Origin of the sequence: Polyangium sp. y55x31, from assembly GCF_029946505.1 — a bacterium.
GTDB lineage: Bacteria > Myxococcota_A > Polyangia > Polyangiales > Polyangiaceae > Polyangium.
In genome coordinates, this window is the sequence record NZ_JARZHG010000063.1 from 13,539 (window position 1) to 37,937 (window position 24,399).

The following is a 24,399-nucleotide window of genomic DNA, read 5'->3' on the forward strand; positions in this document are numbered from 1 at the left end:
TGCGATCCCGCCTCATCTGCACGCGTGTCCAATGTGTCCAGGCACAAGCGTACGCGCACACATGGGAGATCACGCTACACGCTCCCCCGGTGGGGAGGCGCGCACGCGATACGCGCACGTGTACACGTAGAAGATGTTGCGGAACCCCTTGGACAGATTGGCCGATTGGACACTCCAGCGAAACCATTGGGGAATCCCTGGCCAATCTCTGGCCAATCTCTGGCCAGTGCGAGGCGCCTTACCCTACCTCGCGCCGCCGCTGGTGCTCCTCGCACCAGGGGCGAGGCGCTTTGCACAGTTTGGCGAGGTTGCCCATTCCAAACAGTATAGGGGAATTTTCAGGCGCAAGGGAGGCGACTTTCCCGCGAAGACCTCGACGCGTTGAAATCGTCTTGAACACTGGAAACGAGGCGGATCTCGCTGTTTCGCGCGGTTCGTGTCCGTGAACGTCGGCGCCCGTCACCGTCTCGCCGCTCGTTTCGTGCACGCTATTCGCGAAAAACTCGCCTCGATGCTCCTCACTGTTGGCCGTAATCGCGCCGCGCTGCTATGCTCCGCGTGCACAATGGGCCGCCCCCGACGATGTTTCAGTGAGCCGGCCTCCGAATTCGTGTCCTTTCGGCTGACGCGGGCCGAGGCCGAGGCGCTGCAATCAGCGGCCGAGGAAGCCGGGATCGCGAGGAACGAATACGCCCGGCGCACGATGCTCGGCCATCTGTCCAGCCGAGGCTACGCGCCGCCCGCGCCGCCTCGCGCCCTTCGCCGCGTCTCTCCCGTCGATGCCGGTCCGCGCGAGCCGCGCGAGCCGATCCCGCTGCGCGCATCGTCCGCGCCCGCGCTCGCCGAGGCGCCTGCGTGCCGCAACGTCGTGAGCCTCGATGCGCGCCCCCCTCCGCGCTCGCCGAGGCGCCCGTCCTCGGCCGCTGCGCGACGATCGATCGGGACGAGCGCACCCCTTGCCGCTCCCCTCGCCGATCCGTCTCTCGACGCCGCGCCCGTGCTCGCCGAGGCGCGTCCGCTGCGCCCGTCTGTCGAGACGAACGGAGCCGCGCCGCCCGCCGCTCCCATCGATGCCGGTCCGGCCGATCGTCCCCCGTCCGCGCCCGCCGAGGCCGAGGCGCCCCGCCGCGAGACGCGCGAGCCGATCGGCGAGCACGAGCGCGGCCTCGAAGATGCGCGCCGCCCGGCATCCTTCCGCGCCGCCGCTGCGCCCGCCGAGGCCGAGGAAGCTCTCGACGCCCGGCCGGCGCTTCCGACGCTCGCCGCGAGCGCGACGCGCGAGGCTCACGAGGCCGGCCTCGATGCGCCCGCCGAGGCCGATCCGGATCACGCGCTCGACGCGCCGCCCGCGTCCGTGCACGAGCTCGCCGGGGGGTCCGCGAGCGAGGCGCGCCTCGATGATCCCCCGGAGCTCTCCGAAGCTGCGGCGGCCGTCCTCGCGGCGGCGCGGTCCCTTGCCGCGCTGGATCCTTCCGCGCCGATCCCCGCGCCCGTGCTCGTCCTCGAGGCGCACGTCGGCGGGATGTCCCTCGAGGAAGCGCGCGCGGCCGTGCTCGTGCTCGTCACGTGCGGCGAGCTCGCGGCCGAGGCGGGCGACGACGCGAGCGGCCTCGCGCCCGTCGATGCGTCCGGACGAACGATCACCGCGGTCCGCCTCGCGACCGCATTGGAGGGTTGACCGTGCTCCCGAACCTCGCGGCCGAGGTGGCATTCTGGCAAAAGGCGTTCGGCCTCGATGATTGGACGATCGAGGCGCGCCACGTCGAGGATCTCCGGTATCCGTGCAATGACGCGGGCGCGGGATACCCGGCGAAGGGCGAACGCATGGCGGGATTGTGCACGGTCGATCGCAAAGCGAGGAGCGCGAGGATCGCCGTTCGTACGCCGCGCACCATGCGGCAGCTACGGGAATGGCCCGAGGCCGTCTGTCACGAGGTCATGCACGTCCTCGGCGCGGCGTACCGCACGCCCGGATGGACCATTCAAAAGGAGCATCAGACGATCAACGTCGTTGCCCCTATGCTGGTCAAGGCGAGGCGCAGGGATCCAGCGCTCGCCGCTCGCGCGGCCGGAGTTTTCGCGGAAGCATGCCGCCGCTGCGCCGCTGCTCTTTCTCCGCCCACGAAATCGCCGATCATCGCGGAAGCCGATCGAGCCGCCGCAATGAGTGTTTCGCCGCCCGCGGGCGGCGCTCGATGAAAGGAAGCGTTTCCCATGAAAAACCCTCTCGGCCGTCTGTTTTCCGCTCTCGGGGGGACCTCCGCGCCCGCGCCCGCTGCGCCCCCGTCTCGCCCGGCATTGCCGCCCGCTCCCCCCTCGTCGCCGTCTGTCGAGGTCCAGCGCGCCGAGGCGGCCGTCCTCGAATGCGAGCGCGCCGAGGCCGACGCGCAAGCGGTGCTCACGGCGGCCCGTCTGCCCTACGAGGACGCGCAGCGCGCGCACCAAGCGGCCCGTCGAGCGTTGCACGAGGCCGAGGACGCGGCCGCCTCGGCTCCCGACGACGAGCGCGCGGCTTCGACGCTCGCGGCGGCGCAGCAAGCCGAGGCGCGCGCCGCTGGGATCCTCGCGTCCTTCTCGCGGCGGCATGCTGCGGCTGGCGCGTCTCTCGAAAAGGCGTGCGCGGCGCTCGCGGCGGCGCGGACGCGTCTCGAGGGGGCTCGCGCGGACGCCGATCGGACCGAGGCCGAGGCGCGCATCGTGCGGGCCGGAGAGGACGCGCAAAAGGCGAGCGCGGCCTACGTCGCGACGCACCCCGGGCCGAAGCTCGCGGCGATCCTCGACATGTCGCGGAAGGCGTTCGGCGAGGCGCGCGCACGCGCCGCAACCCTCCGCGCCGAGGTGTTCGCCGCTCTCGACGCGGCCGAGGCGGGCGATCGGCGAGCGCTCGCGGCGGAGCCGCATCGGGCCCGGGAGATCAAGGCCGAGGCCGAGGAGCGCCGCGCCGCCGCGCGTGCCGTCCTGGAATCCCTCGCCGATGTCGAGCGCTGGTATGCGCACGCTGCGCCCGCCGTTGCCATGCTTGCGCTCGCGGGCGAGCTCGAACGCGAGGCGCGCGGGATGCTCGCCGAGCTCGCGGCCGAGGCGCACGAGGCCGGCGTCGATGCGCGCAAGCTGGGAAGCGAATTCGAGCCGGTGACTCCGAAGCTCGCCGAGGCGGCCGTGATGCTCGGTCGGTTCCTGGGAAGACCCGCCGAGGAGCGGACCGAAGCCGAGCGGCAATCGTACACGATCGATGTCGCGATCATGCGAGCACTCTCGACGCAATGGAGCCTGTCAGATCGATTGCACGAGGGAAACTTCGGGCGGGCCCTTTCGAGCGAGGAGCGGGCGCGCCTGCTTCTACGCGATCCGGCGGGGAAGCCGCGGGCCATGCTGCGCGCCGATCATGCGCGCTTGGTCGAGCGGGGCGATCGGAAGGCGCTGGAATACGAGGAGCGGGAGGGGCGGGAGACGGATCCGAGGCTCGCGGCGATGCGGGCCGAGGACGAGCGCCAAGCGGCCGAGGAGCGCGCCCGCGTGCAAGGTCGGGGCGGGCGCGGGATGTTCGTCACGAATTGAGCGCTGCTCTCCTCGCGGCTCCCTTCCGTCTTCCTGGACAATCGCGCTCCCCATCGAGCGCGCCCTCGTCCTCGGCCTCGTTCGGCTCGACCATGACCTCGGCGAGCGCCGAGAGCGTCTCTGGAACAATCGTTACGGCTTCGCTACATTATCGCGCATGAGCTTGATGAGCTTGGCTAGCTCGCGCTGCATCTCTACGTGGGCTTCCTCGGCGGGCTTCCTATACTTCTCCCGCGGATCCGGCGAACGGATTATGAGATATGACCTGTCCCCGTCCGTGTGCTTTTCGGGCATTGATTTCGTGTACAGAGACGACCATTTCTGCATCAGATCGGCAACGAGCGAATATTGATCGATAACATCCTGCGGTGCAAGCAAACGAAGTCTGGCGTTTGCCTTGGCGAATTCCTCGGCGAGGGTCCACCTTTCCAATGCCAAAACTTGCGTAATAGACTTTTCGATTAGTGCGCCAATGTCGGCGTAGAGATTTTTCAACTCGTCGCGTCGCTCCTTCTCCAGCAGCGACTTTCGCACATTTTCGTCAGCCGAGTGCTTGAGCCTCCACGTGAGTATGGCAAAGAAGCCAGCAACGATCGCCGCTATGACTGAGATGTATTCCTTCACGGTGTCTCACTTGTCGCGTCTACGCCGTTCGTCCGAGCAGTATTAGCCTAGTCCAACGGTGCTTACGTGGACAAGCTCGAAGGCCATGGGAGCGCTCGCCCTGCCGGTGGTCTGACAGCGCGCCGCGAGGACGGCCGCGAGCGCCCTGCATCGAGGCGCCCTCGTCCTCGGCCTCGTTCGGCTCGACCATGACCTCGGCGAGCGCCGCGAGCGCCGCGAGGACGGCCGCGAGCTCGTGCTCGTGCTTTTCGCCCGGGCGGCGCGGCTCGACGCGCGAGGACGGCCGCGAGCGCCCTGCATCGAGGCGCCCTGGTCCTCGGCCTCGGCCGTGACGGGCCGCGAGCGCCGCGAGGACGGCCGCCCGGATATTCGTCGACGGGAGCCCCGCGAATATCTGTCAATAACCAACAATTCACGCGTCCGCGGTCACGAACATGCGCGATCAATGCTGCATGCATGCGGTGTGGCATATCGTCCTCGTGCAACACGTGGCCAGGAAAAACGCTCGTCACAAGCAAATGCCCTTGCCACCGGGCCACGGCCGCTCGTAAATCGAGCCTGGGCCGTCCTACGCGGTCCGGGAGCGATGCACAATGCAGCGCAAGGGACCCGAGCGCCCGCACGGCGCGAGCGGGATAGGATACCTCTACGCCGAATGCAGGGAGCGTTTAATCGTGACCCTGCTCCGCTCGGGCGTTCATGAGGACGACGCGCCCGACGTGCTGCACGAGGTTTTCGCGACGTACGCGCGGCGGAAAGCCGAGGGCGTACCTATCAAGCGGCCGGCCGACTATCTCCGGCAGATCGCTTTCGGGCACGCCGCGAACTATCGCAGGCTCCACCGTTGGCATGTCGAGGTGACGACGAGCCCCGGGCGCATCGAGGAAGCCCCGGATCCGTCCCCCTCGCCGGAGGAGCGCGCCGCGCTTGGGGAATGGCTCGATCGGGCCGAACGGCTTCCGCCCGTCGAGCGCGCCGCGCTGCGGCTCCACCTCGAAGGCTATTCGCTCGATCAGATGGCGCGGAGGCTCGAAACCTCGCGCGCTACCGCTTGGAAACGATTGCACGCTGGACAGGAGCGGCTGAAACGAACGGAGGGACGCCATGCAACGGCAATGGGTGGTCAACGAAGAGACAGGCGAGCATAGCGAACGGATCACGCTGGATCAATCCGATCTAGAGAAGCTTCGGCCCTACGTCTGCGGCATTGCTCGCCGGGTAGGCGTTATCCCTGCCGACCGTGACGATTTGGCGCAGGACGTGCTTTTCGCATTCTGGCGCTATTCCGAGGAGCGGCGGATCCGCGTCATCGAGGGGAAGGCCGACGTGGACGCCACACGGACGCTTATCGCGGCGTTTGCAGTACGCACCTCCCGGTACTACCGGCGTAGGGCAAGGCGGAGCGGTGGGGGCCCGGCAGACGAAACACCCTCGCGCGGGGGGGATCCCGCTCTCCGTTTCGAGGCTCGCGAAGCTCTGCGGTTGGTCGAGCGATTGCCTGCGAACCTGCGCAGGGTGGTCGAGCTCGACGCGCTCGAGTACACGACAAGCGAGACCGCCGATACCGTCGGCGTGGTGCTCGGCACGGCGAAGAGCAGGCTTTCGCGAGCGCGTGACTTACTGGCGATCATGAGGTGATCCACGGGAGCACGGCCGCGCAATAGCGGGCGCGTTGCGGCGGCGCTCCTCGCGCGCCGGCTACGCCGCGAGCTCGTGCCGCTCGGCGCGACGCGCACATGGTGCAGGGGGATCGGGAAGGGGTGAGCCCCGGGCGAGCTCTCGACGGGCCGCCCGGGGCCATGGGAGCGGCCTACGCCTTCCGGCGCTTGCGGCTGCTCTTCACCGCCGAGGCCGGCGCTTCCTGGCCAGCGGGCGGGGGCTCGCCGAGGAGAGCCTGTAGGGCGACCGTAGCGCGCCGCGCGCCCTCGATGTCACCCGACGCAAGCGCCGCGTCGAGCATCGCACGGACGGCCGCGGTAGCCTGTAGGAGGGGGCTCGACGGGGGGGCCGTGGTCCCCTCGGGTTCTCGTCGGGATTCTGTCGAGGGACCAGGAATCGCGGGGTTACGCTCGCCGATCGGCTCGATGGGCTCGACGGTCTCTGGGCCGATTCCCGCTGGTTCTAGCCCGATCGGCTCGATCTCATATCCTCGGAGACAATACACCGACCACCCCTCGAGCCCAGCTCGCATGGCCACGCGTCCGAACGCCTGGTCGAGCCCCCACTGGCCCCACGGCTTCCGGCGATCGTTCAGGGCCACGTGCCCCTCCCGCTCGCCCTTCGCCAAGGGGGCGAGGAGCTTCGTTTCCCCGCGCCGCTGGGACTTGCGAACCGGCAGGGTCAACGACCTTCCTGCCCGTCCCAGCCACGGCTGCGATGCCCGTCCTGTCGCACGACGCGCGAGTTCACGGGACCCTCCACGCCTCGGAGAACCGGACGGCGCTCGGCACGCAGCCCTGCGTGGTCGCCGATGGGCTCGCGAAGGGACCGATGATGGGCGAGCTCCTGGAGTTCGCCCATCGACAGACAGGCCGGGGTGCGCGAGGTCTCGCGCGTGGCGCTGATCGGCTACTCGGCCGGGTTGCAGTCCTGGCCGCCCGAGGAGTGGCAGATCGGCTGGCTTCGCGACATCGCGAACGAGGCGCGCGCGGGCAGGGCCCTGCTCGTCGCGACGCACACGCAACAGGGGTACACGGAGCGGTTGCCCCGAGGCAAAGCGTTCTGCTCAACCGCGCGCGTCCTACGCATGGCGACGGGATGGCCCCTCAATCGCGCGGGCCCACTGGACGCCCCGGTCGTCACGAGCGAGGGCGCTCTCTACGTGTACTCGTACGCGAGCGCGGACATCGATGCGTCGGCCCGCGCCGCGCAGCTCGTGCGCGTCGTGCCCGAGCTGCGCGCGCGGCATCTCGGGCCGTGGTTCGCGGAGCAGGGGCGGCTCAAGCCGGCGGCACGTTCCTTGGTTCCCTTGGGGCTCCTCGGCTTCGCAGCGTTCATCCTTGCCTCCCCGCCCAGAACGTAGGTGTTAGATCCGTGGCGGGCCCGAGCTACTCCGACCGGCGGAGCACGACCCCCGACTTCGGCGGTTTATCTTCGCTGAAAGACCGCTGGATCTTCCTCGTCCACTCCTCCAGCACGTTATTACTTTTTGAGCTTGCCGGCCGCCTCGAGTTTTTTGAGCTCACTGTGCCCGCCGACAAGCATGCCATCGATGAACACCATCGGAAAGGTCGGAAAACCTGCCCAGAGCTTGATGGCGAGGCGTTCCTTCCAGCGGGAAAAGTAGCTTCCGTACTCGAGATACGTATACTTGATGCCTGCCTGTTCGAGCAATTTGCGGGCGTTTTTCACGACCGGATTTTGCGCCATGCCGACGACGACGACGGGATCACGCGCGACAGCGGCGGCGACTTCGTCGACAATGCCTCGGTGGAAAGACGCGAGGATGTCGTGGACCTCGGGGGAAACCTTGTCGCTCGGAAGGGTTGGGCGAGTGCTCATGGACGTTCGTGTAGTCCATACACGAGCGTGTTGCAACGTGCTGCCGTCCGCGGTCAGGTCGACGGGTGCGAGACTCAATCCACGTAGACTCGCGCGACCCCGAGTCCGGAGCCGCGAGCGGCCCTGACGACAATCTTGCTGGGCCATTCGACGGCCATCGAATGCCGGACGCACCGCGTGTTGCCCTGGTTCGGGGCAGCCGTGGAACGCCGGTGCGCGAGGACCCCAGCATGCGAAGTCGGAGACCAGATCACGAGCTCGAGGTCGAGCTCCGCGATACCGACTCCGGCACCGACAATCGAGTAGCAGCTCCCAGGTTCGAGCGGGAGCGGTAGCTCGAACGCCTGTCCCTCGTGAAATTGCGCGCCCATGGCCGGGCCCAAGGGGCGCATGCCTGGCGCCTCCAGGACGGCGATCCGAGCGAGCCAGGGCTCCGCTTGGGCGGCAGCGGCTGAGGGGAGAAAGGTCGCCACTGAGCTGTGCAGGGGTGCCGCGGCAGAGGTTGAAAGGGCCGCTGTGGGCGGGGAGGGCGGGGGACAGCGACGGGGTAGGGGTACGGCACGAGGACCGGCTGCACGACCTGCACGGTCGTCGTGTGCGTCTCCTGGTGGTGCGTCTCCTGGTGGTTGTCGTTGACGGTCGTCGGCTGCGCGGGGCTGTTCAGGCGGAACTCGACGGGCGGGATGCCTGGGATCGGTCCCGTGCAGGCGGAGCTGGCGAGGACGGCGGCGAGCGGAACGGATTGAGCGAGCTTCATGAGGACCCCTTCGGTGCGGCGATGTTGGATCCCCGTGGAGCCCCGAACGTTGCGCATCTGGAATCATCGAGAATCTCGTAGACGCGTGCGACCTAACAGCCCGTGGACTTATCTGCTGCGCGCCCCGAATCGTCGGTCGACATCGCTCGAAATCCTTCAGGATTCCTCGCTCCGTCGCCCTAGCTTCGGGGCGCTCGCGACGATAATTCCACAGGCTGCTAACGTCACGTGTGACTGTTACGTGCGTAGTCTGTAACGGGCGTCTCGCTCGCAACCTCAGGAAGCGCAGCCACAACCGCCACCCGGCGGAGCCGCTCGACGAGGATATAGAGATCTCGGAGCCCGGGGCGCTGCCCGATCAGGTGGCAGAGGCCCGGAGCACGCTCGAGCGTATTCTCGAATCGGATGCGCGCTCGACGCGCGTGCTGGTACTGTTCGCGGCCGGTTCGGGCGTGGTCGAGATCGCGCAAGCGTTCGGGGGTCAGGTCACCGCCGTCTGGTCGATGATCTCATCGAGCAAGAAGCTCTGCTCATGAGTCATTTCCCACGAGCGAAGGAACGCTGGATTCCTTTCGCCCAATCCTTCAGCACTCGTGTCGCCTCGAGCGCCGGGAGAAACCTCAACCTGTCGAACACGCGCGACAACTCGTCGTCGTTGGCCCCTGTAAATATGAACATGGGTACGACATCGAGCGCTGCCGCGATGCGGCCAATTGGGATCATCGTCGCGTTGACGCGAGCCCGCTCGATGTTCGACAGATACCCCCTGGACAAGCCGCTCGCCTCCGCGAGCTCTGCCTGCGTCATCCCCCGATGCAGGCGCAGCTCACGGACGCGGGCACCCACCCGGATACGAAACTCTTGAGCGTCGCGTTTTTCTTGTCGAGGCACAAGCTGGTCCTTCCCGACGAAGGTCGTCGACCCACCCATACCACGCCTTGCCTCCACCGACAAACCCTTCCGTCAAAAACCGATTGTCCGGTCACACGGTCACCGGAGCAGAGGTCCCGTGATCGGAGTCCCCGGGGTTTGTCTCCGGCCTTGACGCGTCATCTACGCGCGAGGTAGCATCACCATGGGATGAACGTCCGCCTTTTCCTCGCTGCATGGCTCGTGACGTCGGCGACCGCCGCATCGTTCTTGGCTGCCGGTTGCTGGTACGACGATGCCAACATCGGTTCGGACTGCGCGCCCGGCACGCCCCCGAAGTGTTGCCCGTGCCCTTGGCCGGAGGACTGCCCGGACGGTGCTCCCCCGCCGCTCCCCGAGTGCGTCGATGGCGGCACGGAGGCCGGCGATGGCTCGCAATCCTCGTGTACGGATGGGTCGTGCGTGGTCCCAGCTCCCGACTGGGCGCCCGTGCTGCTCGCCACGGGTGCAGAGATCGACGTGCCCGTTTGTCCGGAGGACGCGCCCGAGATCGCCTTCGAGGGAAGGCCCGCGCCGGCGTGGGGGCCCGTGTGCCCGACGTGCACGTGTGAGTCACCCATAGAAGGAGGATGTCACGTGCCCACGACGTGGACGGTGACCTCCGACTCATGTGCGGGCAGCGGTGTCGATACGAATTTCGACCCTCCTGCGGGTTGGGAAGGTGGTTGTTCCGCGACGAACTCGATCCCGGCTGGCCTCCAGTGTGGCGGCGTGCCGTGTGTCGGAGGGATCTACATCTCCGCGCCTACCATCGAGGAGCCGCCCTGTACGCCGCATGGCAGTGATCCTCCGCCCGGACCGGCCCACCTCGTGCCCGGAGGGTTTGGCGCGCCATTCGCCCGCGCCTGCGCCCGTGCACCTTGGCCGGCGTGTGAAGGAGAGGATGAGGTTTGTCTGCCACCCTCGGGCATGCCTTTCGCCACGTGCTTGATGCGCGCGGGCGACGAACCGTGCCCCGAAGGCTGGCCGGACAAGCGCCTCCTCTACGGAGTGGTCGACGATCAGCGGCAGTGCGAGGCCTGTTCGTGTGATCCGCCGACGGGCGCGATGTGCTCCGTCAAGGTCCACGTGTACAGCGACGCGGTGTGCTCCGTCCAGCGATTGGAGGTTGACATCTCGCCCGAGATGGGGGGTGGTTGCCACCTTCTCATGTCCGGCGTCGCGCTCGCTGGCATCGCCGCCGAGGTGCTCGACTATCAGCCTGGCACCTGCGAACCGCACGGCAGCGAACCGGTCGGCGACGTCTTCCTCGCGGACGCGACGACGTTCTGCTGCCGCGAGCCTGTCATCTGAGCCGGATCAGAACCAGTAAAGGAGCGACGCTCCGAAGTTCGCCGCCACCGCCTCCGTGCGCCATCGCGTCGGCTTCTCTTCGGCCGTGAACCTGGACCGGAACAGGTTCCCAGCGATCTCCGCGTCCATCCGGATCTTCAATCGATCGCCGACCGGATGTTCGACGAGCCCGCGGACGGCGACACCGAAGAAGTGCAGGCGGCTCGGGTTCGGGTGCGTCCGGTTCACGGTCTCGGCCCACATTGCCCCGGCCATGACCAGGCCGCAGACGCCAAAGGAGCCGCGCAGGTAGCAGGGGCCCAACGTTGTCGATGCGGTGTGCATGCGTACGAGGGTCTCTCCAAGGGGCCGCGTGAGCAGCGGAAACGTCGCGCGCGCATTCGCCTCGATCGTCCACCGCTCCGCGACGCGATACCCGCCGCCGATGTTCGCACCGCCGACAACCTCGGGGGCGATGCCGACTGCGAACAGCCCTCCGGCCCCGAAAAACCATTGACGCTCGACGGGCAAGGGAGGCGAGGGGGGCTCCGTGGGCGTCGATGGTGGCGGAGCTGCGGGCGGAGGTTGCCTCGGCGAGGGGCAGGGCTCTGGTCCTTTCGCAGGTGCCGGCGGCTCCTGCTCCTCCGGGGACGTCTCGCGCTTCTCCATCCAGAGCGCCGCTGCGAGCGCCGCCTTGTAGAGCACCTCGTGGCAACACATCGCGGCCGGGTATTCGCGATGGATCGTATCAAGCACGTTGCCGTCTTGGTCCGTGAAGACGAGCTCCACGCCATATCCGCCGCTCGATGTTCGGGCGATGCGCGCTGAAAGGACCCGGGACGCAGGTGGTTCGAGAAGCGGCTGCGCCAGCACGAGATCGAGGAGGCCTTCGAAGTCCTGGAGCCGATCGCACGCCGGGAGCTGTTTCGCGGAGAGCTCCAATCGGTAGTGGTGAGACGCGGCCTCCGCGGCGGCTGGTGTCACGGCCAACATGGCGAGCATGAGAACCAGGACCGCCAAACCTAGACGTGCGCGTCGTTTGGTTGGATGGGACACGGGCTCCCAAGTTTTTTCGGGGTGCATGTCGATTCGTTGAAGGGATTTGGGCCTCGTCGACCCTCTACGAGTGAGGGGACGTTGGCGCGACCCCGAGAGGTTTTACCGTGAACCAACCCAAAAAAGAAGAATACGATGAGCTGATCGCGCTCGTCCCGATTCTTTATGAACGAGCACGAGCGAAGGGGGTTCACGACCAAGACGCCGAGGATGTCGTCGCCAATGTGTTCGTCGACGTTTGTTCGCGAGAGAAGCCACTTCCGAGCGCGCCGGACGAACGGAAGAAGATCGTTCTGGCAATCCTGAGTTTCCGCGTACTGACGCACATCAAGGAGCGTAAGGCGTTGGCACGGCAGGAACTCATGGAGGCGCCGGCAATGGAGCTGCTCGTGCCCGAGCCGCGGGATGCGATCGTGGCATTGGAGGAGCGCCAGCGGATCGAGATGATCTGGCCGCGGCTGCGGCCGGAGTATCAGCGGGCGATCGAGGGCAAGGCGCTCGGGGAGAACGCCGAGGAAACGGCGAAGAGCATGGGCGCGAGCGTCAAGTCCGTGGAGACTTGGCTGCAACGCGGCAGAAACGTGGCCCGTTTCGAGCTGGCGAGACTCGACACGATCAAGAGGCCCCGCGGCATTCGGACGGTGGTGGTCCTGGTCGGGCTCGGGAGTTTCCTCGCGGCCACACGGGTCGCGGAGGCATTCGTGGGGTGGGTGCGCGGGGTCTTCCGTATCAGCGCGCGCGTGCTCGGCGCGCCGCTCCGCGTTTTACCGAGTATGGCAGCCGGCATCCTTGCCTTGGCCCTTACGCCGGAGAAGAGTCCCGCGTCTGCCGATGAATCGGCGGCGATCGTGGTGCAGGCGGAGCCGAGGGGGAGTGCGGAGGCGCCGAGGATGGAGTCGAGCGCATGTGCGCCTCCTCCGCTGATGGGCTCTTCGTTGGTTTTGGTTGTCTCGGCGCCGAATACGAGGGCGCGGTCCCACGCGAATCCGGCCAGTAGACCGAGCTCCGACAGGGCTTCGCCGTCAGATGCATGGCTGTTCAAGGCGAAGGCTGCATTGCGTCGTGGGAATGCTCGACGTGCCCTGGAGCTCGTGGAGCTCGACGCACGCGAGAGACCGCAGCCGGACGAGGATCGGGAGAATCTTCGTGCCGCGGCGCTTCGGGCGTTGGCTAGCCAGCGCTGAGGAGCGGATCGGGTTCGTCGAAAAGTTACATTGCGCGCTCCCGGAAGGGCGCGAGGGCACCTCTCGGGGCGAGTTGCGTCCGTTGCGCCCTTCCGGGAGCACTTTTATCGGATCACGAGCATCACGAGGGCGACGGCTGCTTCGCGGAGTCGCGTTCGTCGAGGCATGAGGAAGGGAGATCCCGCGCGTGGTCGCCGCCCTCGTGATGCTCGTGATCCACCCACGCCACGGAGATGCGTTCATGTCTCACGAACGCCCCCGAACGATGCGTCCCGACGAACCTCCCAGCGCGCCGAGCTCGCGGGTGCAAATGAAGCACGCGGTGGGGGAGGGGCGCTCGTTGTCTCCGCCCCCGCCGCCGCGGTTTCGTACGCCGTTCCAGTAGGCCATCGACTCGCTGCGCGAGCTGTTTCCTGCCGAACTCGCGGAGGTGATGCGCTTCGTGGTTCTTCTACGGGGAGGATGTCGAGTTCGATGCGGGAAACCGACGCACTAGGGTTGGCGATGACCGCCTGCTAACGGCAACCTACCCGGACAGTTTGCCCATCCGTCGCAGGCACTCCTGAAGGCCATCCTGAAGGCTTCTCCGTGTCGTCGGTAAAGCCTCCGAATCGACGCCAATCTCCGCGAGCGTCTGCGCCACAGCCGGCTGAACTCCCGTTAGAATGCAAGTGACGCCTAGTAGCTTTGTTGCCATTGCCAACTGCACTAGATGAGCGGCGGTTCGCGTGAATGCCGCGCTGGGCGCGCCAGCTCGTTTCTCGCCCGCGATGCCTCGCTGCGGGCTCGGGGGGGGGTGGCCGTCGGTTGCGACGACGGGGATGTCCGCCTCCTTGATGCCGCTCGCGGGACCATTGAAAAGACGCTGCGAGGCCAGGGCAGCGCGGTGCGGGGCGTGGCGATGGTGGAGCAGGGAATACGAATGCTCGCCGCATGCGGGGACGACAAGCTCGTGAGTCTGTGGAGCGTGACCGCGGGCGAGAGACTGAATATCGGTTACCACGCCGATCGCGTCAGGAGCGTGGCATTCGAACCTGGCAGCGGCGTGCTCGCCTCGGCGGGGAACGACGCCACCGTGCGGTTATGGGACGCGACCCTACAGCCGATACGGGTCTTGCGGGGCTCCCTGGGCCCCGTGCGGGGCCTTTCTTTCACGACCGATGGCGGCCTCCTTGCGGCCGGCTGCGGAGACGGAGCGGTAAGGCTCTGGGAGACACGACGCTGGAGCTGAACGGACGCTCGCTGGCCATACGAAGCGGGTCGTCTCCGTGGCCTTCGATCCCCATGGCGACACGCTTGTCTCGGGTTCATCGGACGGCACCCTCCGTGCCTGGAACGTCGTCACGGGCAAGGCGCTGGGCGTGCTGGCAGAGAATGCAGGCGCAGTCGAGTGCGTGGCCATGAGCCCGGATGGGCGACACGCTGCATCGGCGCATTCGGACGGGACGGTCCGCGTTTATCGATGGCCCTTCGACATGGCGCCGGGGTAATCGCGGCCGAAGCAGAGCGTTTGGGCGACTCGCGCGAAGGGCGAGGCTCAATCCACATAGACTCGCGCGAGCCCGCGTCCAGAGCCGCGGGCGGCTCTGACGACGATCTTACCATGCCACTCGACATTCATCGAATGCCGGAAGCACCGCGCGCTTCCCTGGTTCCGAGCTGCCGTCGAACGCCGCTGCGCAAAGACTCCGGCTGGAAGTGCGTGAAGAATGTAGACGGCGCCGTCACCTTATGGGTTTGAGTACCAACGTACTCGCCCACCCCCGTCATGACACGAAAAGCCCGGAGCGAACGCCACCCTGACGCGTCTGCTGGGAGTCTTCGCTGGTCCCATAGGGTGGGCAGCTAGAACATCGATCGGTTTGACAACCGCTCGATGTTCTAGGCTTCTCTTGTCCCGAGGGGGACGCCTCGCGTCCCCCTCTCGGCCAGGCGGAGCCCGGCCGATTCACCCCCCGAGGCGAGCTCGCTTCGCGATCTCGCAGAGCGCCGAACCGTTCGGCGCTCTAGCGGGGCCTGGACGGTTGTCGATCTCGCCGTAACGGATTTTAGGGGGAGGCCGGGGATGAGATCACGTCGTCCGCGACGCCCGCGTCAGCCGAGTGTCGCGATCTCGAGCGTTTTCAGCCCGTCTTCGTCGTCGATGACGTCGATGCGCGTGATGACCCCCTCGCCGAACGTCAACCGAAGCGCGCGTGAGAGCCGGCCGCCGGGCGCGTAGATTGCGCCGACGGTGCCGTCGACGAGCGCGGGTTCGGCGGTGTCGAATGCATGCGCCGTCCTCGCGAACCCGATAGCCGACCTGGCCAAGTTTCGCACGCTTCGGATCTCGCGCGCCCGACCGCCCGCACCGCCCCCGTGGACGACGACGTTCGGATCGAGAACGGCGACGACGGCCTCGACGTCGCCCGCTCGAAGCGCGCCAAGAAGCGCCTTGACGATATCGTGCTGTCGCGCAAGCTCGGCCTCATCGCGTTCGGGCGCGCCACGCACGCGCCGCCGCGCCCGGCTCGCGAGCTGCCTCGCGGCGACCTCCGAACGTCCGACGATCGGCGCGATCTCATCGAACGACACGCCGAACAAATCGTGAAGCACGAACGCGAGCCGCTCCACGGGCTCGAGCGTCTCGAGGACCACGAGCAAGGCGATGCTGACCGAATCGGCCAGCACGGCCTCATCCTCTGCATTCGAGGTCGCCGCCTCCTCCGGCACGACGTCGCCATCTTCCGCCCGGGCCTTCCGCGAACGCAACATGTCGAGACACACCCGCGCGACGACGGTCGTGAGCCAACCGCGAAGGTTTTCGACCTCGCTCGTCTCTGCTCGCGACAGCCGAAGCCATGTCTCCTGAACCGCGTCATCGGCCTCACTGCGCGATCCCAGCATGCGATACGCCACCGCGCAGAGATGCGGCCGGCTCTCCTCGAAAAGGCTGATGAGATTTTTTTCGTCCGTCACCGTCACGTCCTCGTTTTGCGATTCGTCACATCCGTGACGGGCGAGCGCGCCCGGATGTGACCAGAAGGAGAGATTTATCATGCAAGCACGACTGAAGAACCCGGCGACGCTCGTTCCGGAGGCGATGCAGCCCATCATGACGCTCGTGAAGAGCCTGCAGAACGGCAAGGTACCGCCGAGAACGCTCGGCCTGGTCCACGCGCGCATCAGCCAGATCAACGGCTGCGCTGTGTGCCTCGACATGCATGCCCGTCAGGAGAAGAAGGCGGCCGAGCCGGACGATCGCCTGATCGTGCTCGCCGGCTGGCGGGATGCCCCCTATTTCACGGAAGCCGAGCGCGCGGCACTCGCGCTTGCCGAAGCCGAGACACGCCTCGCCGACCGCGCCGACGCCGTCCCCGACGACGTCTGGAACGAGGCCGCACGCCACTTCGACGAACAAGCGTTGGCCCAGCTCGTCCTCCACATCGCGCTCGTCAACATGTTCAACCGCGTGAATGTCACGACACGGCAGGTCGCGGGCGCTCAGAGCTGGTGAAGGTAGGGCTTCTTGCGTCGCGCCCATCGGGAGCGTGCGAGCGAGGCTGCAGAAGGTGCGACCAAATGGAATTGTGTGACCGCAGCATCGATCCTTTGGACAAACTGGCCAGCCTCCTCGTGGGCCTCGCCGTGGCCTCACTGTGGCCTCAACCCGCGTCCCGACACGTCCCCAGACGTCTCATCCCGTCGCCTCCCCGCAACACCATCGTCTTCGCAAAAATGGCTGAGATGATGCTGTTTTCGTTGCCGCTTCGTGTACTTGCGGCGCTCTACCGGAATCCCCTCCAGATTCTTTCGTAAACCGTAGGTCTCGAGTTCGAATCTCGAAGGCGGCTCCAGGCGTTTCTTGGGTGATTCCGCGGGGTCGGCACGAGCGTGACGAGTATCGCAAGCTCTACGAGCTCGCCAGCATCGAGCTCGAGCGACTTCGCCGCCACATCTTCGGTCGCAAGGCCGAGCAGGTCGATCCGGCGCAGACGCAGCTCGCGTTCAACGCCGTCGTCGAGGCGCTCGGCGGCCTCGAGCGGCTCTCCGAGCAGACGCCGGATGCGGCTCCGCCTTCCGAGCGGCCCTCCGGAGAGAAGCTGCCCGATCGCAAGAAGCCCAATCAGAAGACGCGCAAGGTCACGCCGCATGGGCGGCAGATCCTAAAGGCGCCGCGTCCCTCGTGCGGATCGGTGAGGAGGTGAGCGAAACACTCGAATGGCGGCCCGCGAGCCTCGTGCGGGTCCGGGTCATTCGTCCGAAGTTCGCGACGAAAGGCAAACCCGAGGTCGAGGGATGGGGCGTGCGAATGGTCGCGGAGGTGATATCGGTGGGTTCGTCGCCCCCCTCTGCTCGTCGTGCTTGCGGGGCAGGTCTACGCGGATGCGCTGGTCTTTCATGCCACTGGCATAATCTGCCCCGACCGGAGGAGCCGCTGCGAGGCGTGAAGGGGTGCGGTGCGAATGTGGCGTGAATGTAGCGGCAAGCCTCCGATACTCGCTTCCTCGTGATCCCTCGGCCCCACGAATGACGAACGTGGCGAAGTCTGGTAACGTCTTGGCCGGAGGTGCGGAGTGGGCGGGACGTCAAGCCAAATAGGGGTGTCCGCGAGAGAGCCATGGAAGGTCGAACGCGAGCCATTGCTTGTTCGCTGCTCGATGAAGGTACGTCAGAGCGATAGGAACAAGCTCGGGGAGCTAGGGCTGGCTTTCGATGACCTGCTCGGCGTGTCATGGGCGAACCGCGCTCTTTCGGCCTCGCTCGGCTCGTGGGCTCGCCCGAGTGGGGCTCTGACCGCGCCGTCGAGCAAGCCCGGCCCCGCCCCACGTTGCCCACGGAGGCCCTGTCGTGTCTGACGTTGTCCGTATCGTCTCTTGGACGAGCCTGATTTACGGGCTCCTCTCGCTTTCGATCCCTCGGGTTGGTCACGCCGGAGGCATCGAATCTACCGTCGCGGGCGCACGCGCCGTCGGTCGTGGTGGCGCGATGGGCGCCTCTGCGACGGGCTTCGACGCACTGCGGTACAACCCCGCCCGCCTGCACCTCACGAAACGCTGGAACATAGGGCTCGACGCGCAGCTCCACATCACCGACGTCTGCTTCGATCGCGAGGACCTCGACGGCACGACGTACCCGACGGTCTGCAACGAGGCGGCTCCGCTCGTCGTGCCGCAGCTCGGAGTCTCGATTCCGCTCGGTAAGCGGTTCGGGATCGCGTTCGGCATCCTGCCGCCGCCTTCCGCGACATCCAAGCTCGAGTTCGGCGACCCGACCGATGGCACGATCGAGGTCGATGGGCAGCGCGTCGCCTCTCCGTCGCGGCATGCGAACGTCGTCACGGACAACTCGGCGCTCTTCCCGACGGTCGGGTTCAGCGCCTCGCTGCACGAAAGGGTCCGTGCGGGCGTCTCGTTCGGCTCCGGGATCGTAATGGTCAAGAGCATCTCGTACACGGCCGGCATGCCGGGGGCGGGGCCGACGCTCGACACGCGCAACGCGCTCTCCGGGGTCGACTACTTCGTGCCGAAGATCACCTTCGCGGTCGATGCCGAGCCGATCAACGGCTTCAGCATCGCCTCGATCACGAGCTACACGGCCGACGTGAACGCCGACGCTGCGCTCTTCCTCTCGGGCCTCAGCGGCGGTGGCTTTTCGACGCGCGTCGACGGCGTGAAGGTGAACCAGCCGTTTGGCTGGGAAACCACCGTCGCGCTTCGTTACGCCCACCCCCGCTTCGACGTCGAGGTGGACGTGGCGTACCAGGGCCACGCGGCGACGCAGCGGACGACGGTCGACATCCCCGACGACGCGGCGCTCCCGATCGACGTGAGCGTCGATGGAATGCCGCTCGGCGCGCTCCCGGACGTCAAGTACGTCGAACGACGATGGAGGAACCAGTTCGTCCTCCGCGCGGGCGGCGACGCCATTGTCATACCGGATCGCTTGTGGCTCCGCGCGGGAGTCTCCTACGAGAGCAACGGCAACACGCACGGATACCAATCGGTGGAGAACTTTCTCGCGCCTCGGACGGCCCTCCACGTTGGCACCAGCGTCCGCGTGCACCCAGCGTTGCAGCTCAACTTCGGCTACTCGAAGATCTTCCAGCCGGACACGACCGTCGTGCCCGAGGATGCGCGCGTCGAGCAGGGAGTCGGCTCCCGTCCGCCGCCTCTCGATGACCCGAGCCGCACCGTCTACATCAATGGCGGACGCTACCGAGGCGGCGTCCACGTGATTGCCCTCGGCCTCACGTTCGAGCTGCCGGCGCCAGAATCCAAGCCCACGCTTGCCGCCGCCAAAACCTCCGAGGACTCGGCAAACAGGGAACGGCAATGAAGAAGTACGCTTTTATGACCCTCCTTCTCGCGGGCTGCATCGCCGATTTGAGCGTCGGGGTGCCCGAGCCGTCCGAGCAGTGCAATCCGGAAGGTCTCGACGTGCTCCTCGACGTCTTTCCGACGTGTGACCTCGGGATCTGCGGCGACCTGCCCGAGCACCAGGCGCGCGGCCGCTGCGTCGACGACAATCAGCTCGGCGCCGAGCAACTCGAGCTCCTCGCGCCCTGCGCGAATACCGCGGCGCCCTCGCACTGCGTACCCGTGGAGCTCGTCGTCACCGACGGCCTCACGAAGCCGCCCGTCTGCGCGTCCATCGGCGGCGCCGAAGGCCGCTGCATGTCGCTCTGCGTCCCGCAGATCCATGCAAAGCGGGACCAGCTCCCGCAGGACGTCTGCGAGGAGGGAAAGCTCTGCGCGCCTTGCTACGACCCGTTCACGGGCGAATCGAGCGGAGCGTGCGACGCGAGCGTCTGCGACGCCCCGGTCGAGCCCCCGGTCACCTTCCCGACCTGTTGCGAGGGCAAGGGCGGCGGGAGCTGCGCGCCGCGGACGCTCATACCCGACGACAAAGAAGAGAAGCTCGGCGAAGATTCGTGCGGCGCAACCCCGGAGGACGACGTCTGCGTCCCGACGGGCTTTGGCGACACGAGCTACGTGCCGCCGACCTGCGACGCGGGCGTCATTCTGGGCGAAGGTCGATGCCTCCCCACGTGCATCCCGCTGGTGAACACGATCGACATCGTCTTGTCGCAGAAAAACTGCCCCGAGGCATTCCAGGTCTGCGTTCCCTGCTCGCTCAACGGCGACTACTGCAACTGACGTTTGACGGCACATAAATGCGGACAAGAAGAGTCGCCAGGACATCGAGACCGAAGCAAGAGAGGTAAGCGGCGGCCTTTCCTTTTTCCTCTCACCGTAACTTCTGCTCATATCTCCTGCGTGGTCCTCGAGGACCAGTCCTACATGCACCGCAGCCGCTAAGCCAGCTCACGCAAGAACGACAGGACCACCTCTCCCAGGCGCTCGGGTTGTTCAAATGGAAGGCCGTGGCCGGCGTCCTTTACCTGTTCGATTCGTACGCGTGGGTTGAGGCTCCGCAGTTCCGTTGCCATCTCGAGCGTCACGACGGGGCTGCTGTCACCAATGACGAGCAGGCTCGGGACGTCAATCGCGCTCACCACGTCGCGATACTCGGGGTTGGGCGGCGTGAGGACGTCGAACGCGGCCATGCGGGTCTTCAGTCTCGCCTCGGCTTGAAGTTCGACGATTTCGGGCGAGCGACGCGGGTGTCGAGTTCGGGCCTGCGCAACGAGGTCAGACTTCTGTAAGCCGAGGGCCTGGCGGTGTTGATCGGCGACGTCGCTGTCGCGCACCTCGCGTTGGCGCTCGGGGCTCAAGAACGTCGGGTCGACCAGGACGAGGCCGCGAATGACCCCCGCCCCTCGACGCGCCACCACCGCGGCGGTCATGCCGCCCATCGAGTGGCCAAGCAGAACCGGACGAGAGAGCGCAAGGCCGCGGATGAGGCCTACGACGTCGCTCGCGTGATCGTCGTACCGGTATCCGTGGTGCGGCGCGCTCGAACCGCCGTGCCCTCTGGCGTCGGGCATGACGACGTCGAATTCACCTTCGAGCGCCCGCGCCAGGGGCGTCCAGCAGGCGCCGCTCCCCATCAATCCATGGAGCAGAACGACGGGACACTTGGCGCCTCCAGTTCGGAGGTAGTGGATGTTGATGCCGTTCGTTTCGCAGACTTCACTGATCCAGGTCGTCATGGGACTGTCCTGCCTGCCGCAGCTTCGCAAGTGGGGCCCAGGTCCACGCCTGGTGGTGCATCGTTGCGACCCCACGCACATCCCGAGCGGAAGACCGTTGCCATGGTCGCCATTGTCATTGCGAGGGTGCTCGCCATCCGTGGTCCACCAACCACGCGATCAAGTCGGCAGGATTGACGAGTCGGGCGTCGCTGCTCCAGCCACGCCATCGGATGAAGCTGGGATAGATGTAGCTGATGGTGGCGAGCAACTCGTGGCCGGCACTGAAGGTCAGATCGAGAACACCTGGCGTCATCAGCGCCAAGTCCTCCGCAAATGCTCCCTCGTCCACTTCGAGGCAACCCCGCACGCGGTCCAGTGCCGCGAGGTCGGACGTGACGATCATCGGTGTTGTACGGCCGCGGTGACGCGGGTCGAACTCTCCAACACGGGTAACGCGGACTGAAGTGGCGCCCGCGATGGCGCTGGCGAGGGCACTGGAACTCGAGATCATCTGTAGGTCCCCTGGTCCTGTGTCGTTTGTTCGGCCGCGTTGCTCTGCCCAACGCGCGGGTGTGTTGCGGTGCACCGTGCCGAGCAAAGCGAAGCTCGGCGCACGGTCAGCACCAGCCGCTCGTTCGGCAGTTCACTGGTGTCCACGCGAAACCACCGGTGCAAGGCTCGGGGGCGGACCTGGCGCTACTGCTTACAAGACAGCGCGACCGATCGCGACGTGCGTGCGGAAATCGACACGTTTCGGAGAGCCAAACCAACCGAACCCGGTGGGCTCGCCGTGCGGCTCGTCGAGGTACAGCAGGATGGTGCCATAACCGAAGCCGGAGCGCTTATGCTCCGCGCGTGTATCATCGCCGTGCGGAATCGACGTCGCGTCGGCGATACGGACCAGGTAGCGGTGACCGGCGCGGTCGAGCCGCTGCGGCGGTGCGACCACGAAGGCGACGTGCCCCGTATTCTGCGACACGACGGTGGCTGGTTTACGCCACGCGATGATGTCGCCGGGGCGGACGTCGGCCATACGCGCCACGCGCAGCCATGGGCCGCGCGGATGGTCCTTCGGCGCGGCAGCGATAACATCATGGTAGTCGCGGGCAACCGGGCGGCCACGCCCGTTGCGCCGCATTACGGCGGCGTGGGCTGCAGGTGCCGCTCGTGAGAGCACCCACGCGGCCATGCCAGAGCAGTCGAAATCGTAGCGCCCCGCGCGCTCGTCGACACGCGTAACATGTACATAACGTGTGGTCCGTACGCGCTGATCGATCCGGTGGAGCACCTCCATCACCGGCTGTCTGGCGCGGGCGGGAGGGTGGGCGTTCTGGGCGCGAGCGGGGGAAGCCGCTGTCCCTGCCACAGCCGCGGCGAGCACTGCAATCGCGGCCAACGTACCTCGAACATTCATGGTGGGCACGATAGTACCGCTCGGTCGCCCGGGTCACGTTTCTGGCAGTGGCTCGTCGGGCACGCGGAAAGGATCGCGGTCACGCGACCGCGCCGGCTTCCGCGGGGAGGAGCCGCATCTGGGGCCCAGGGCGGGAAGCGGGTCTCCGCGCGGTGTGGAAGGACGAGGTCGGCCGTCGCGCGAGAAGCGTGCTACGCCCCGAGGTTCATTTGCACTAGACGCTACACTGCAGAGATGCCCCTGCCAATCCCGACGCTGCACACCGCTCGCCTGCGATTGCGCCCTTTCACGGAAGCCGACACGGACGCAATCTTCGCGCTACACAGCAACCGACGGGTGTTGCGCTACTGGGACGCGCCGCCCTGGCGCGAGCGCGCGCAGGCAGAGCGCTTCATTGCGGTTTGCAAGCAGATGGAGCAGGAAGGCAGCGGCGCGCGGCTGGCGATCGAGCGCGCAGCCGACGGTGTGTTCATCGGCTGGTGCTGTCTGGTCGAATGGAACCCGGACTATCGCAGCGCAACGATGGGCTACTGCCTCGACGACGCGGCATGGGGCCAAGGCTTCGCCACCGAGGCCGCAGGCGCCTTGTTGCAATGGGCCTTCGACACGCTGGACCTGAACCGTGTTCAGGCCGAGACCGACACGCGCAACACGGCATCGAGCCGCGTATTGGAGAAGCTCGGCTTTGTGCGTGAAGGCACTCTGCGAGAAGATTGCATTGTGGATGGCGAGGTGTCGGATTCCTGGGTGTATGGGCTGCTCAGGCGGCAGTGGGAGCCGCTGCGGTCACGCTCGATGGCATCCACACAATCTTGTGCGAAGGACGCATCCAATGGCTGGGAAGCAGTCGCAGGAAAGCTCATTGCGCATCGAGAGCAGTCACATATCGGCGTGGCGGTAGTTCGCACCTGGGCACAGCACCTACCCAAGGGCGCATCGATCCTGGACCTGGGCTGCGGTTCAGGCGTGCCGATCTCGGAAGCGCTCATGAACGATGGCTTCCGTGTCTACGGCATCGATGCGTCGCCAACTCTGGTCGCGGCGTTCCGAAGTCGCTTTCCGCATGCATCTGTCGCGTGCGAGCCGGCCGAGACCTCGCACATGTTCGGCAGAACCTACGATGGCATCCTCGCCGTTGGGCTCATGTTCTTGCTACCGGAAAGTACACAACGATCTCTGATTCTTCGAACGAGCGCGGCACTGAAACCTGGTGGCCGACTCCTCTTCTCTTCTCCGTCGCAGGCATGCACGTGGCTCGATCTGATGACGGGACGCGAATCTCGTTCGTTGGGAGCTGCAGCCTACGCAGCTATCCTTTCAGAGGCTGGCTTGACGCTCGTTGGTGACGATACCGACGAAGGCGGGAGCTACTATCACCACGCGGTGAAGAGATAGATGTCTGGGCTCGAGAGCGGCGCGATCGCGTAGCGTTACCAAAAAGGAAACGTACCCGGAGCCGTTTCGGGGTGCGTTTCCCCGAATTTCAACGCCCCGAGCCTGTCCGTCCGAAATTTCGACTACCATGGCGCCCGCCTTGGGCCCCACCGACGTCTCCCCGCGCCGCTCCTCACCTCTGCCCCACGCGCTCGCCCTCGTCGTCACGTGCGCAGCCGTCCCCCGGGCCTCAGCGGCCTCGCTCCCCCGCCTCGTGGTCGAGCGCGCGTCCGAGGCGGCCGACTGCCCCGACGCCGCTGCCCTCGCTGCGGCCGTCGAGCGTCAGATGCAACGCCCGGCCCTCGACCCGGCGAGCGTCGACCCGGAGGCGCCCGTCTACGAGGTGCGCGTCGCCCGCTCGGAGGACGGGTACGCGGCGACGCTGAAGGCCGGCGACCTCACGAGGCACCTCTCCGATCCAGGCTCGACCTGCGCGGAGCTCGCCGATGCGCTCGCTCTGACCCTCGCCATTTTGCTCGACAGCGAGCCTCCGCCACCGCCGGCGCCGCCACCGCCACCGCCGCCGCCACCACCGCCGCCGCCGCCACCGCCGGCGCCGCCACCGCCGCCGCCGCCACCGCCACCGCCGGCG

At 66.9% G+C, this 24,399-nt stretch carries 23 protein-coding genes, 1 tRNA gene and 2 pseudogenes; 18 read left to right on the forward strand and 8 right to left on the reverse strand.

Annotated elements, in window-relative coordinates:
- The first annotated feature begins 610 nt into the window (after positions 1-610).
- The 3 genes from QHF84_RS48330 to QHF84_RS48340 are packed head-to-tail and all read left to right on the forward strand — an operon-like array spanning position 611 to position 3,558.
- Positions 611-1,678 (forward strand): hypothetical protein, encoded by a 1,068-nt coding sequence (locus QHF84_RS48330; protein WP_281320443.1) that lies wholly within the window; start codon positions 611-613, stop codon positions 1,676-1,678.
- Between the two features lie 2 nt (positions 1,679-1,680).
- On the forward strand, positions 1,681-2,199 hold the full coding sequence (locus QHF84_RS48335; RefSeq protein ID WP_281320444.1) for a hypothetical protein: 519 nt from the start codon (positions 1,681-1,683) through the stop codon (positions 2,197-2,199).
- A 15-nt stretch (positions 2,200-2,214) separates the two neighbouring features.
- The gene (locus QHF84_RS48340; protein ID WP_281320445.1) at positions 2,215-3,558 is read left to right on the forward strand and encodes a hypothetical protein; all 1,344 of its coding nucleotides are present in this window, start codon (positions 2,215-2,217) and stop codon (positions 3,556-3,558) included.
- A gap of 132 nt (positions 3,559-3,690) precedes the next feature.
- Here QHF84_RS48340 and QHF84_RS48345 read toward each other — a convergent pair whose 3' ends face one another.
- The gene (locus QHF84_RS48345) at positions 3,691-4,182 is read right to left on the reverse strand and encodes a hypothetical protein (protein WP_281320446.1); all 492 of its coding nucleotides are present in this window, start codon (positions 4,180-4,182) and stop codon (positions 3,691-3,693) included.
- 593 nt (positions 4,183-4,775) lie between these two features.
- Here QHF84_RS48345 and QHF84_RS48350 point away from each other — a divergent pair.
- From QHF84_RS48350 to QHF84_RS48360, 3 genes are all read left to right on the forward strand, one after another.
- A complete protein-coding gene (locus QHF84_RS48350; RefSeq protein WP_281320447.1) occupies positions 4,776-5,330 on the forward strand; it encodes a sigma-70 family RNA polymerase sigma factor in 555 nt (184 codons plus the stop codon).
- Positions 5,287-5,820, forward strand: a complete 534-nt coding sequence (locus QHF84_RS48355; protein WP_281320448.1) for an RNA polymerase sigma factor — start codon at positions 5,287-5,289, stop codon at positions 5,818-5,820. The genes QHF84_RS48350 and QHF84_RS48355 overlap by 44 nt, the downstream gene beginning before the upstream one ends.
- A 916-nt stretch (positions 5,821-6,736) precedes the next feature.
- Entirely contained in the window at positions 6,737-7,204 is a 468-nt protein-coding gene (locus QHF84_RS48360; protein ID WP_281320449.1) for a hypothetical protein, read from the forward strand.
- Positions 7,205-7,323: 119 nt separating this feature from the next.
- Here QHF84_RS48360 and QHF84_RS48365 read toward each other — a convergent pair whose 3' ends face one another.
- On the reverse strand, positions 7,324-7,761 hold the full coding sequence (locus tag QHF84_RS48365) for a glutaredoxin (RefSeq protein ID WP_281320450.1): 438 nt from the start codon (positions 7,759-7,761) through the stop codon (positions 7,324-7,326).
- A 909-nt stretch (positions 7,762-8,670) separates the two neighbouring features.
- On the opposite strand from QHF84_RS48365, the gene QHF84_RS48370 reads away from it, so the two are divergent.
- Positions 8,671-8,976 carry a hypothetical protein gene (locus QHF84_RS48370; RefSeq protein ID WP_281320451.1) on the forward strand — a complete coding sequence of 102 codons (306 nt, stop codon included), beginning with the start codon at positions 8,671-8,673 and terminating at the stop codon, positions 8,974-8,976.
- A 1-nt stretch (position 8,977) separates the two neighbouring features.
- Here QHF84_RS48370 and QHF84_RS48375 read toward each other — a convergent pair whose 3' ends face one another.
- Positions 8,978-9,370, reverse strand: coding sequence for a helix-turn-helix transcriptional regulator (locus QHF84_RS48375; RefSeq protein ID WP_281320452.1), 393 nt, complete (start codon positions 9,368-9,370; stop codon positions 8,978-8,980).
- A gap of 909 nt (positions 9,371-10,279) precedes the next feature.
- On the opposite strand from QHF84_RS48375, the gene QHF84_RS48380 reads away from it, so the two are divergent.
- Positions 10,280-10,663 carry a hypothetical protein gene (locus QHF84_RS48380; protein ID WP_281320453.1) on the forward strand — a complete coding sequence of 128 codons (384 nt, stop codon included), beginning with the start codon at positions 10,280-10,282 and terminating at the stop codon, positions 10,661-10,663.
- Between the two features lie 6 nt (positions 10,664-10,669).
- Here QHF84_RS48380 and QHF84_RS48385 read toward each other — a convergent pair whose 3' ends face one another.
- A complete protein-coding gene (locus tag QHF84_RS48385; RefSeq protein ID WP_281320454.1) occupies positions 10,670-11,644 on the reverse strand; it encodes a hypothetical protein in 975 nt (324 codons plus the stop codon).
- Positions 11,645-11,805: 161 nt separating this feature from the next.
- On the opposite strand from QHF84_RS48385, the gene QHF84_RS48390 reads away from it, so the two are divergent.
- Positions 11,806-12,882, forward strand: a complete 1,077-nt coding sequence (locus QHF84_RS48390) for a hypothetical protein (protein WP_281320455.1) — start codon at positions 11,806-11,808, stop codon at positions 12,880-12,882.
- 2,094 nt (positions 12,883-14,976) lie between these two features.
- On the opposite strand, the gene QHF84_RS48395 is transcribed toward QHF84_RS48390, so the two are convergent.
- Complete coding sequence (locus QHF84_RS48395) at positions 14,977-15,978, reverse strand: sigma-70 family RNA polymerase sigma factor (protein WP_348652944.1); 1,002 nt, start codon at positions 15,976-15,978, stop codon at positions 14,977-14,979.
- Between QHF84_RS48395 and QHF84_RS48400 the strand changes: the two genes are divergently transcribed.
- The 6 genes from QHF84_RS48400 (at position 15,920) to QHF84_RS48420 (ending at position 20,021) form a co-directional block, all read left to right on the forward strand.
- A complete protein-coding gene (locus QHF84_RS48400) occupies positions 15,920-16,378 on the forward strand; it encodes a carboxymuconolactone decarboxylase family protein (RefSeq protein WP_348652945.1) in 459 nt (152 codons plus the stop codon). The genes QHF84_RS48395 and QHF84_RS48400 overlap by 59 nt on opposite strands.
- Before the next feature lie 247 nt (positions 16,379-16,625).
- Positions 16,626-16,718: transfer RNA gene (locus tag QHF84_RS48405), tRNA-OTHER, on the forward strand.
- A gap of 12 nt (positions 16,719-16,730) precedes the next feature.
- Positions 16,731-17,069 (forward strand): transposase, encoded by a 339-nt coding sequence (locus QHF84_RS48410; protein WP_281320458.1) that lies wholly within the window; start codon positions 16,731-16,733, stop codon positions 17,067-17,069.
- Positions 17,066-17,338, forward strand: coding sequence for a hypothetical protein (locus QHF84_RS50355; protein WP_348652946.1), 273 nt, complete (start codon positions 17,066-17,068; stop codon positions 17,336-17,338). The genes QHF84_RS48410 and QHF84_RS50355 overlap by 4 nt, the downstream gene beginning before the upstream one ends.
- A 374-nt stretch (positions 17,339-17,712) precedes the next feature.
- Positions 17,713-19,200 carry a hypothetical protein gene (locus QHF84_RS48415; RefSeq protein WP_281320459.1) on the forward strand — a complete coding sequence of 496 codons (1,488 nt, stop codon included), beginning with the start codon at positions 17,713-17,715 and terminating at the stop codon, positions 19,198-19,200.
- Between the two features lie 14 nt (positions 19,201-19,214).
- Entirely contained in the window at positions 19,215-20,021 is an 807-nt protein-coding gene (locus tag QHF84_RS48420; RefSeq protein ID WP_281320460.1) for a hypothetical protein, read from the forward strand.
- Between the two features lie 158 nt (positions 20,022-20,179).
- On the opposite strand, the gene QHF84_RS48425 is transcribed toward QHF84_RS48420, so the two are convergent.
- From QHF84_RS48425 to QHF84_RS48435, 3 genes are all read right to left on the reverse strand, one after another.
- A complete protein-coding gene (locus QHF84_RS48425) occupies positions 20,180-20,977 on the reverse strand; it encodes an alpha/beta hydrolase (RefSeq protein WP_281320461.1) in 798 nt (265 codons plus the stop codon).
- A gap of 115 nt (positions 20,978-21,092) precedes the next feature.
- Positions 21,093-21,362, reverse strand: a complete 270-nt coding sequence (locus QHF84_RS48430; RefSeq protein WP_281320462.1) for a hypothetical protein — start codon at positions 21,360-21,362, stop codon at positions 21,093-21,095.
- 300 nt (positions 21,363-21,662) lie between these two features.
- Entirely contained in the window at positions 21,663-22,253 is a 591-nt protein-coding gene (locus QHF84_RS48435; protein ID WP_281320463.1) for a hypothetical protein, read from the reverse strand.
- A 354-nt stretch (positions 22,254-22,607) separates the two neighbouring features.
- Between QHF84_RS48435 and QHF84_RS50360 the strand changes: the two are divergent.
- The 3 genes and pseudogenes from QHF84_RS50360 to QHF84_RS48445 all read left to right on the forward strand — a co-directional run.
- Positions 22,608-23,147: pseudogene (locus QHF84_RS50360) on the forward strand (GNAT family N-acetyltransferase); the annotation flags it as partial.
- A 21-nt stretch (positions 23,148-23,168) separates the two neighbouring features.
- Positions 23,169-23,768 (forward strand): class I SAM-dependent methyltransferase, encoded by a 600-nt coding sequence (locus QHF84_RS50365; protein ID WP_348652947.1) that lies wholly within the window; start codon positions 23,169-23,171, stop codon positions 23,766-23,768.
- A gap of 127 nt (positions 23,769-23,895) precedes the next feature.
- Positions 23,896-24,399: pseudogene (locus tag QHF84_RS48445) on the forward strand (hypothetical protein); the annotation flags it as partial.

What these genes read in the sequence shown, in the direction of transcription:
- QHF84_RS48425 (WP_281320461.1), bottom strand. Translation starts at nt 20,977, where the DNA reads ATGACGACCTGGATCAGTGAAGTCTGCGAAACGAACGGCATCAACATC.
- QHF84_RS48340 (WP_281320445.1), top strand. Translation starts at nt 2,215, where the DNA reads ATGAAAAACCCTCTCGGCCGTCTGTTTTCCGCTCTCGGGGGGACCTCC.
- QHF84_RS48375 (WP_281320452.1), bottom strand. Translation starts at nt 9,370, where the DNA reads ATGGGTGGGTCGACGACCTTCGTCGGGAAGGACCAGCTTGTGCCTCGA.
- QHF84_RS48420 (WP_281320460.1), top strand. Translation starts at nt 19,215, where the DNA reads ATGACCCTCCTTCTCGCGGGCTGCATCGCCGATTTGAGCGTCGGGGTG.
- QHF84_RS48430 (WP_281320462.1), bottom strand. Translation starts at nt 21,362, where the DNA reads ATGATCGTCACGTCCGACCTCGCGGCACTGGACCGCGTGCGGGGTTGC.
- QHF84_RS48435 (WP_281320463.1), bottom strand. Translation starts at nt 22,253, where the DNA reads ATGGAGGTGCTCCACCGGATCGATCAGCGCGTACGGACCACACGTTAT.
- QHF84_RS48395 (WP_348652944.1), bottom strand. Translation starts at nt 15,978, where the DNA reads ATGATGGGCTGCATCGCCTCCGGAACGAGCGTCGCCGGGTTCTTCAGT.
- QHF84_RS48350 (WP_281320447.1), top strand. Translation starts at nt 4,776, where the DNA reads ATGCAGCGCAAGGGACCCGAGCGCCCGCACGGCGCGAGCGGGATAGGA.
- QHF84_RS48400 (WP_348652945.1), top strand. Translation starts at nt 15,920, where the DNA reads ATGCAAGCACGACTGAAGAACCCGGCGACGCTCGTTCCGGAGGCGATG.
- QHF84_RS48380 (WP_281320453.1), top strand. Translation starts at nt 10,280, where the DNA reads ATGCCTTTCGCCACGTGCTTGATGCGCGCGGGCGACGAACCGTGCCCC.
- QHF84_RS48355 (WP_281320448.1), top strand. Translation starts at nt 5,287, where the DNA reads ATGCAACGGCAATGGGTGGTCAACGAAGAGACAGGCGAGCATAGCGAA.
- QHF84_RS48385 (WP_281320454.1), bottom strand. Translation starts at nt 11,644, where the DNA reads ATGCTCGCCATGTTGGCCGTGACACCAGCCGCCGCGGAGGCCGCGTCT.
- QHF84_RS50365 (WP_348652947.1), top strand. Translation starts at nt 23,169, where the DNA reads ATGGCATCCACACAATCTTGTGCGAAGGACGCATCCAATGGCTGGGAA.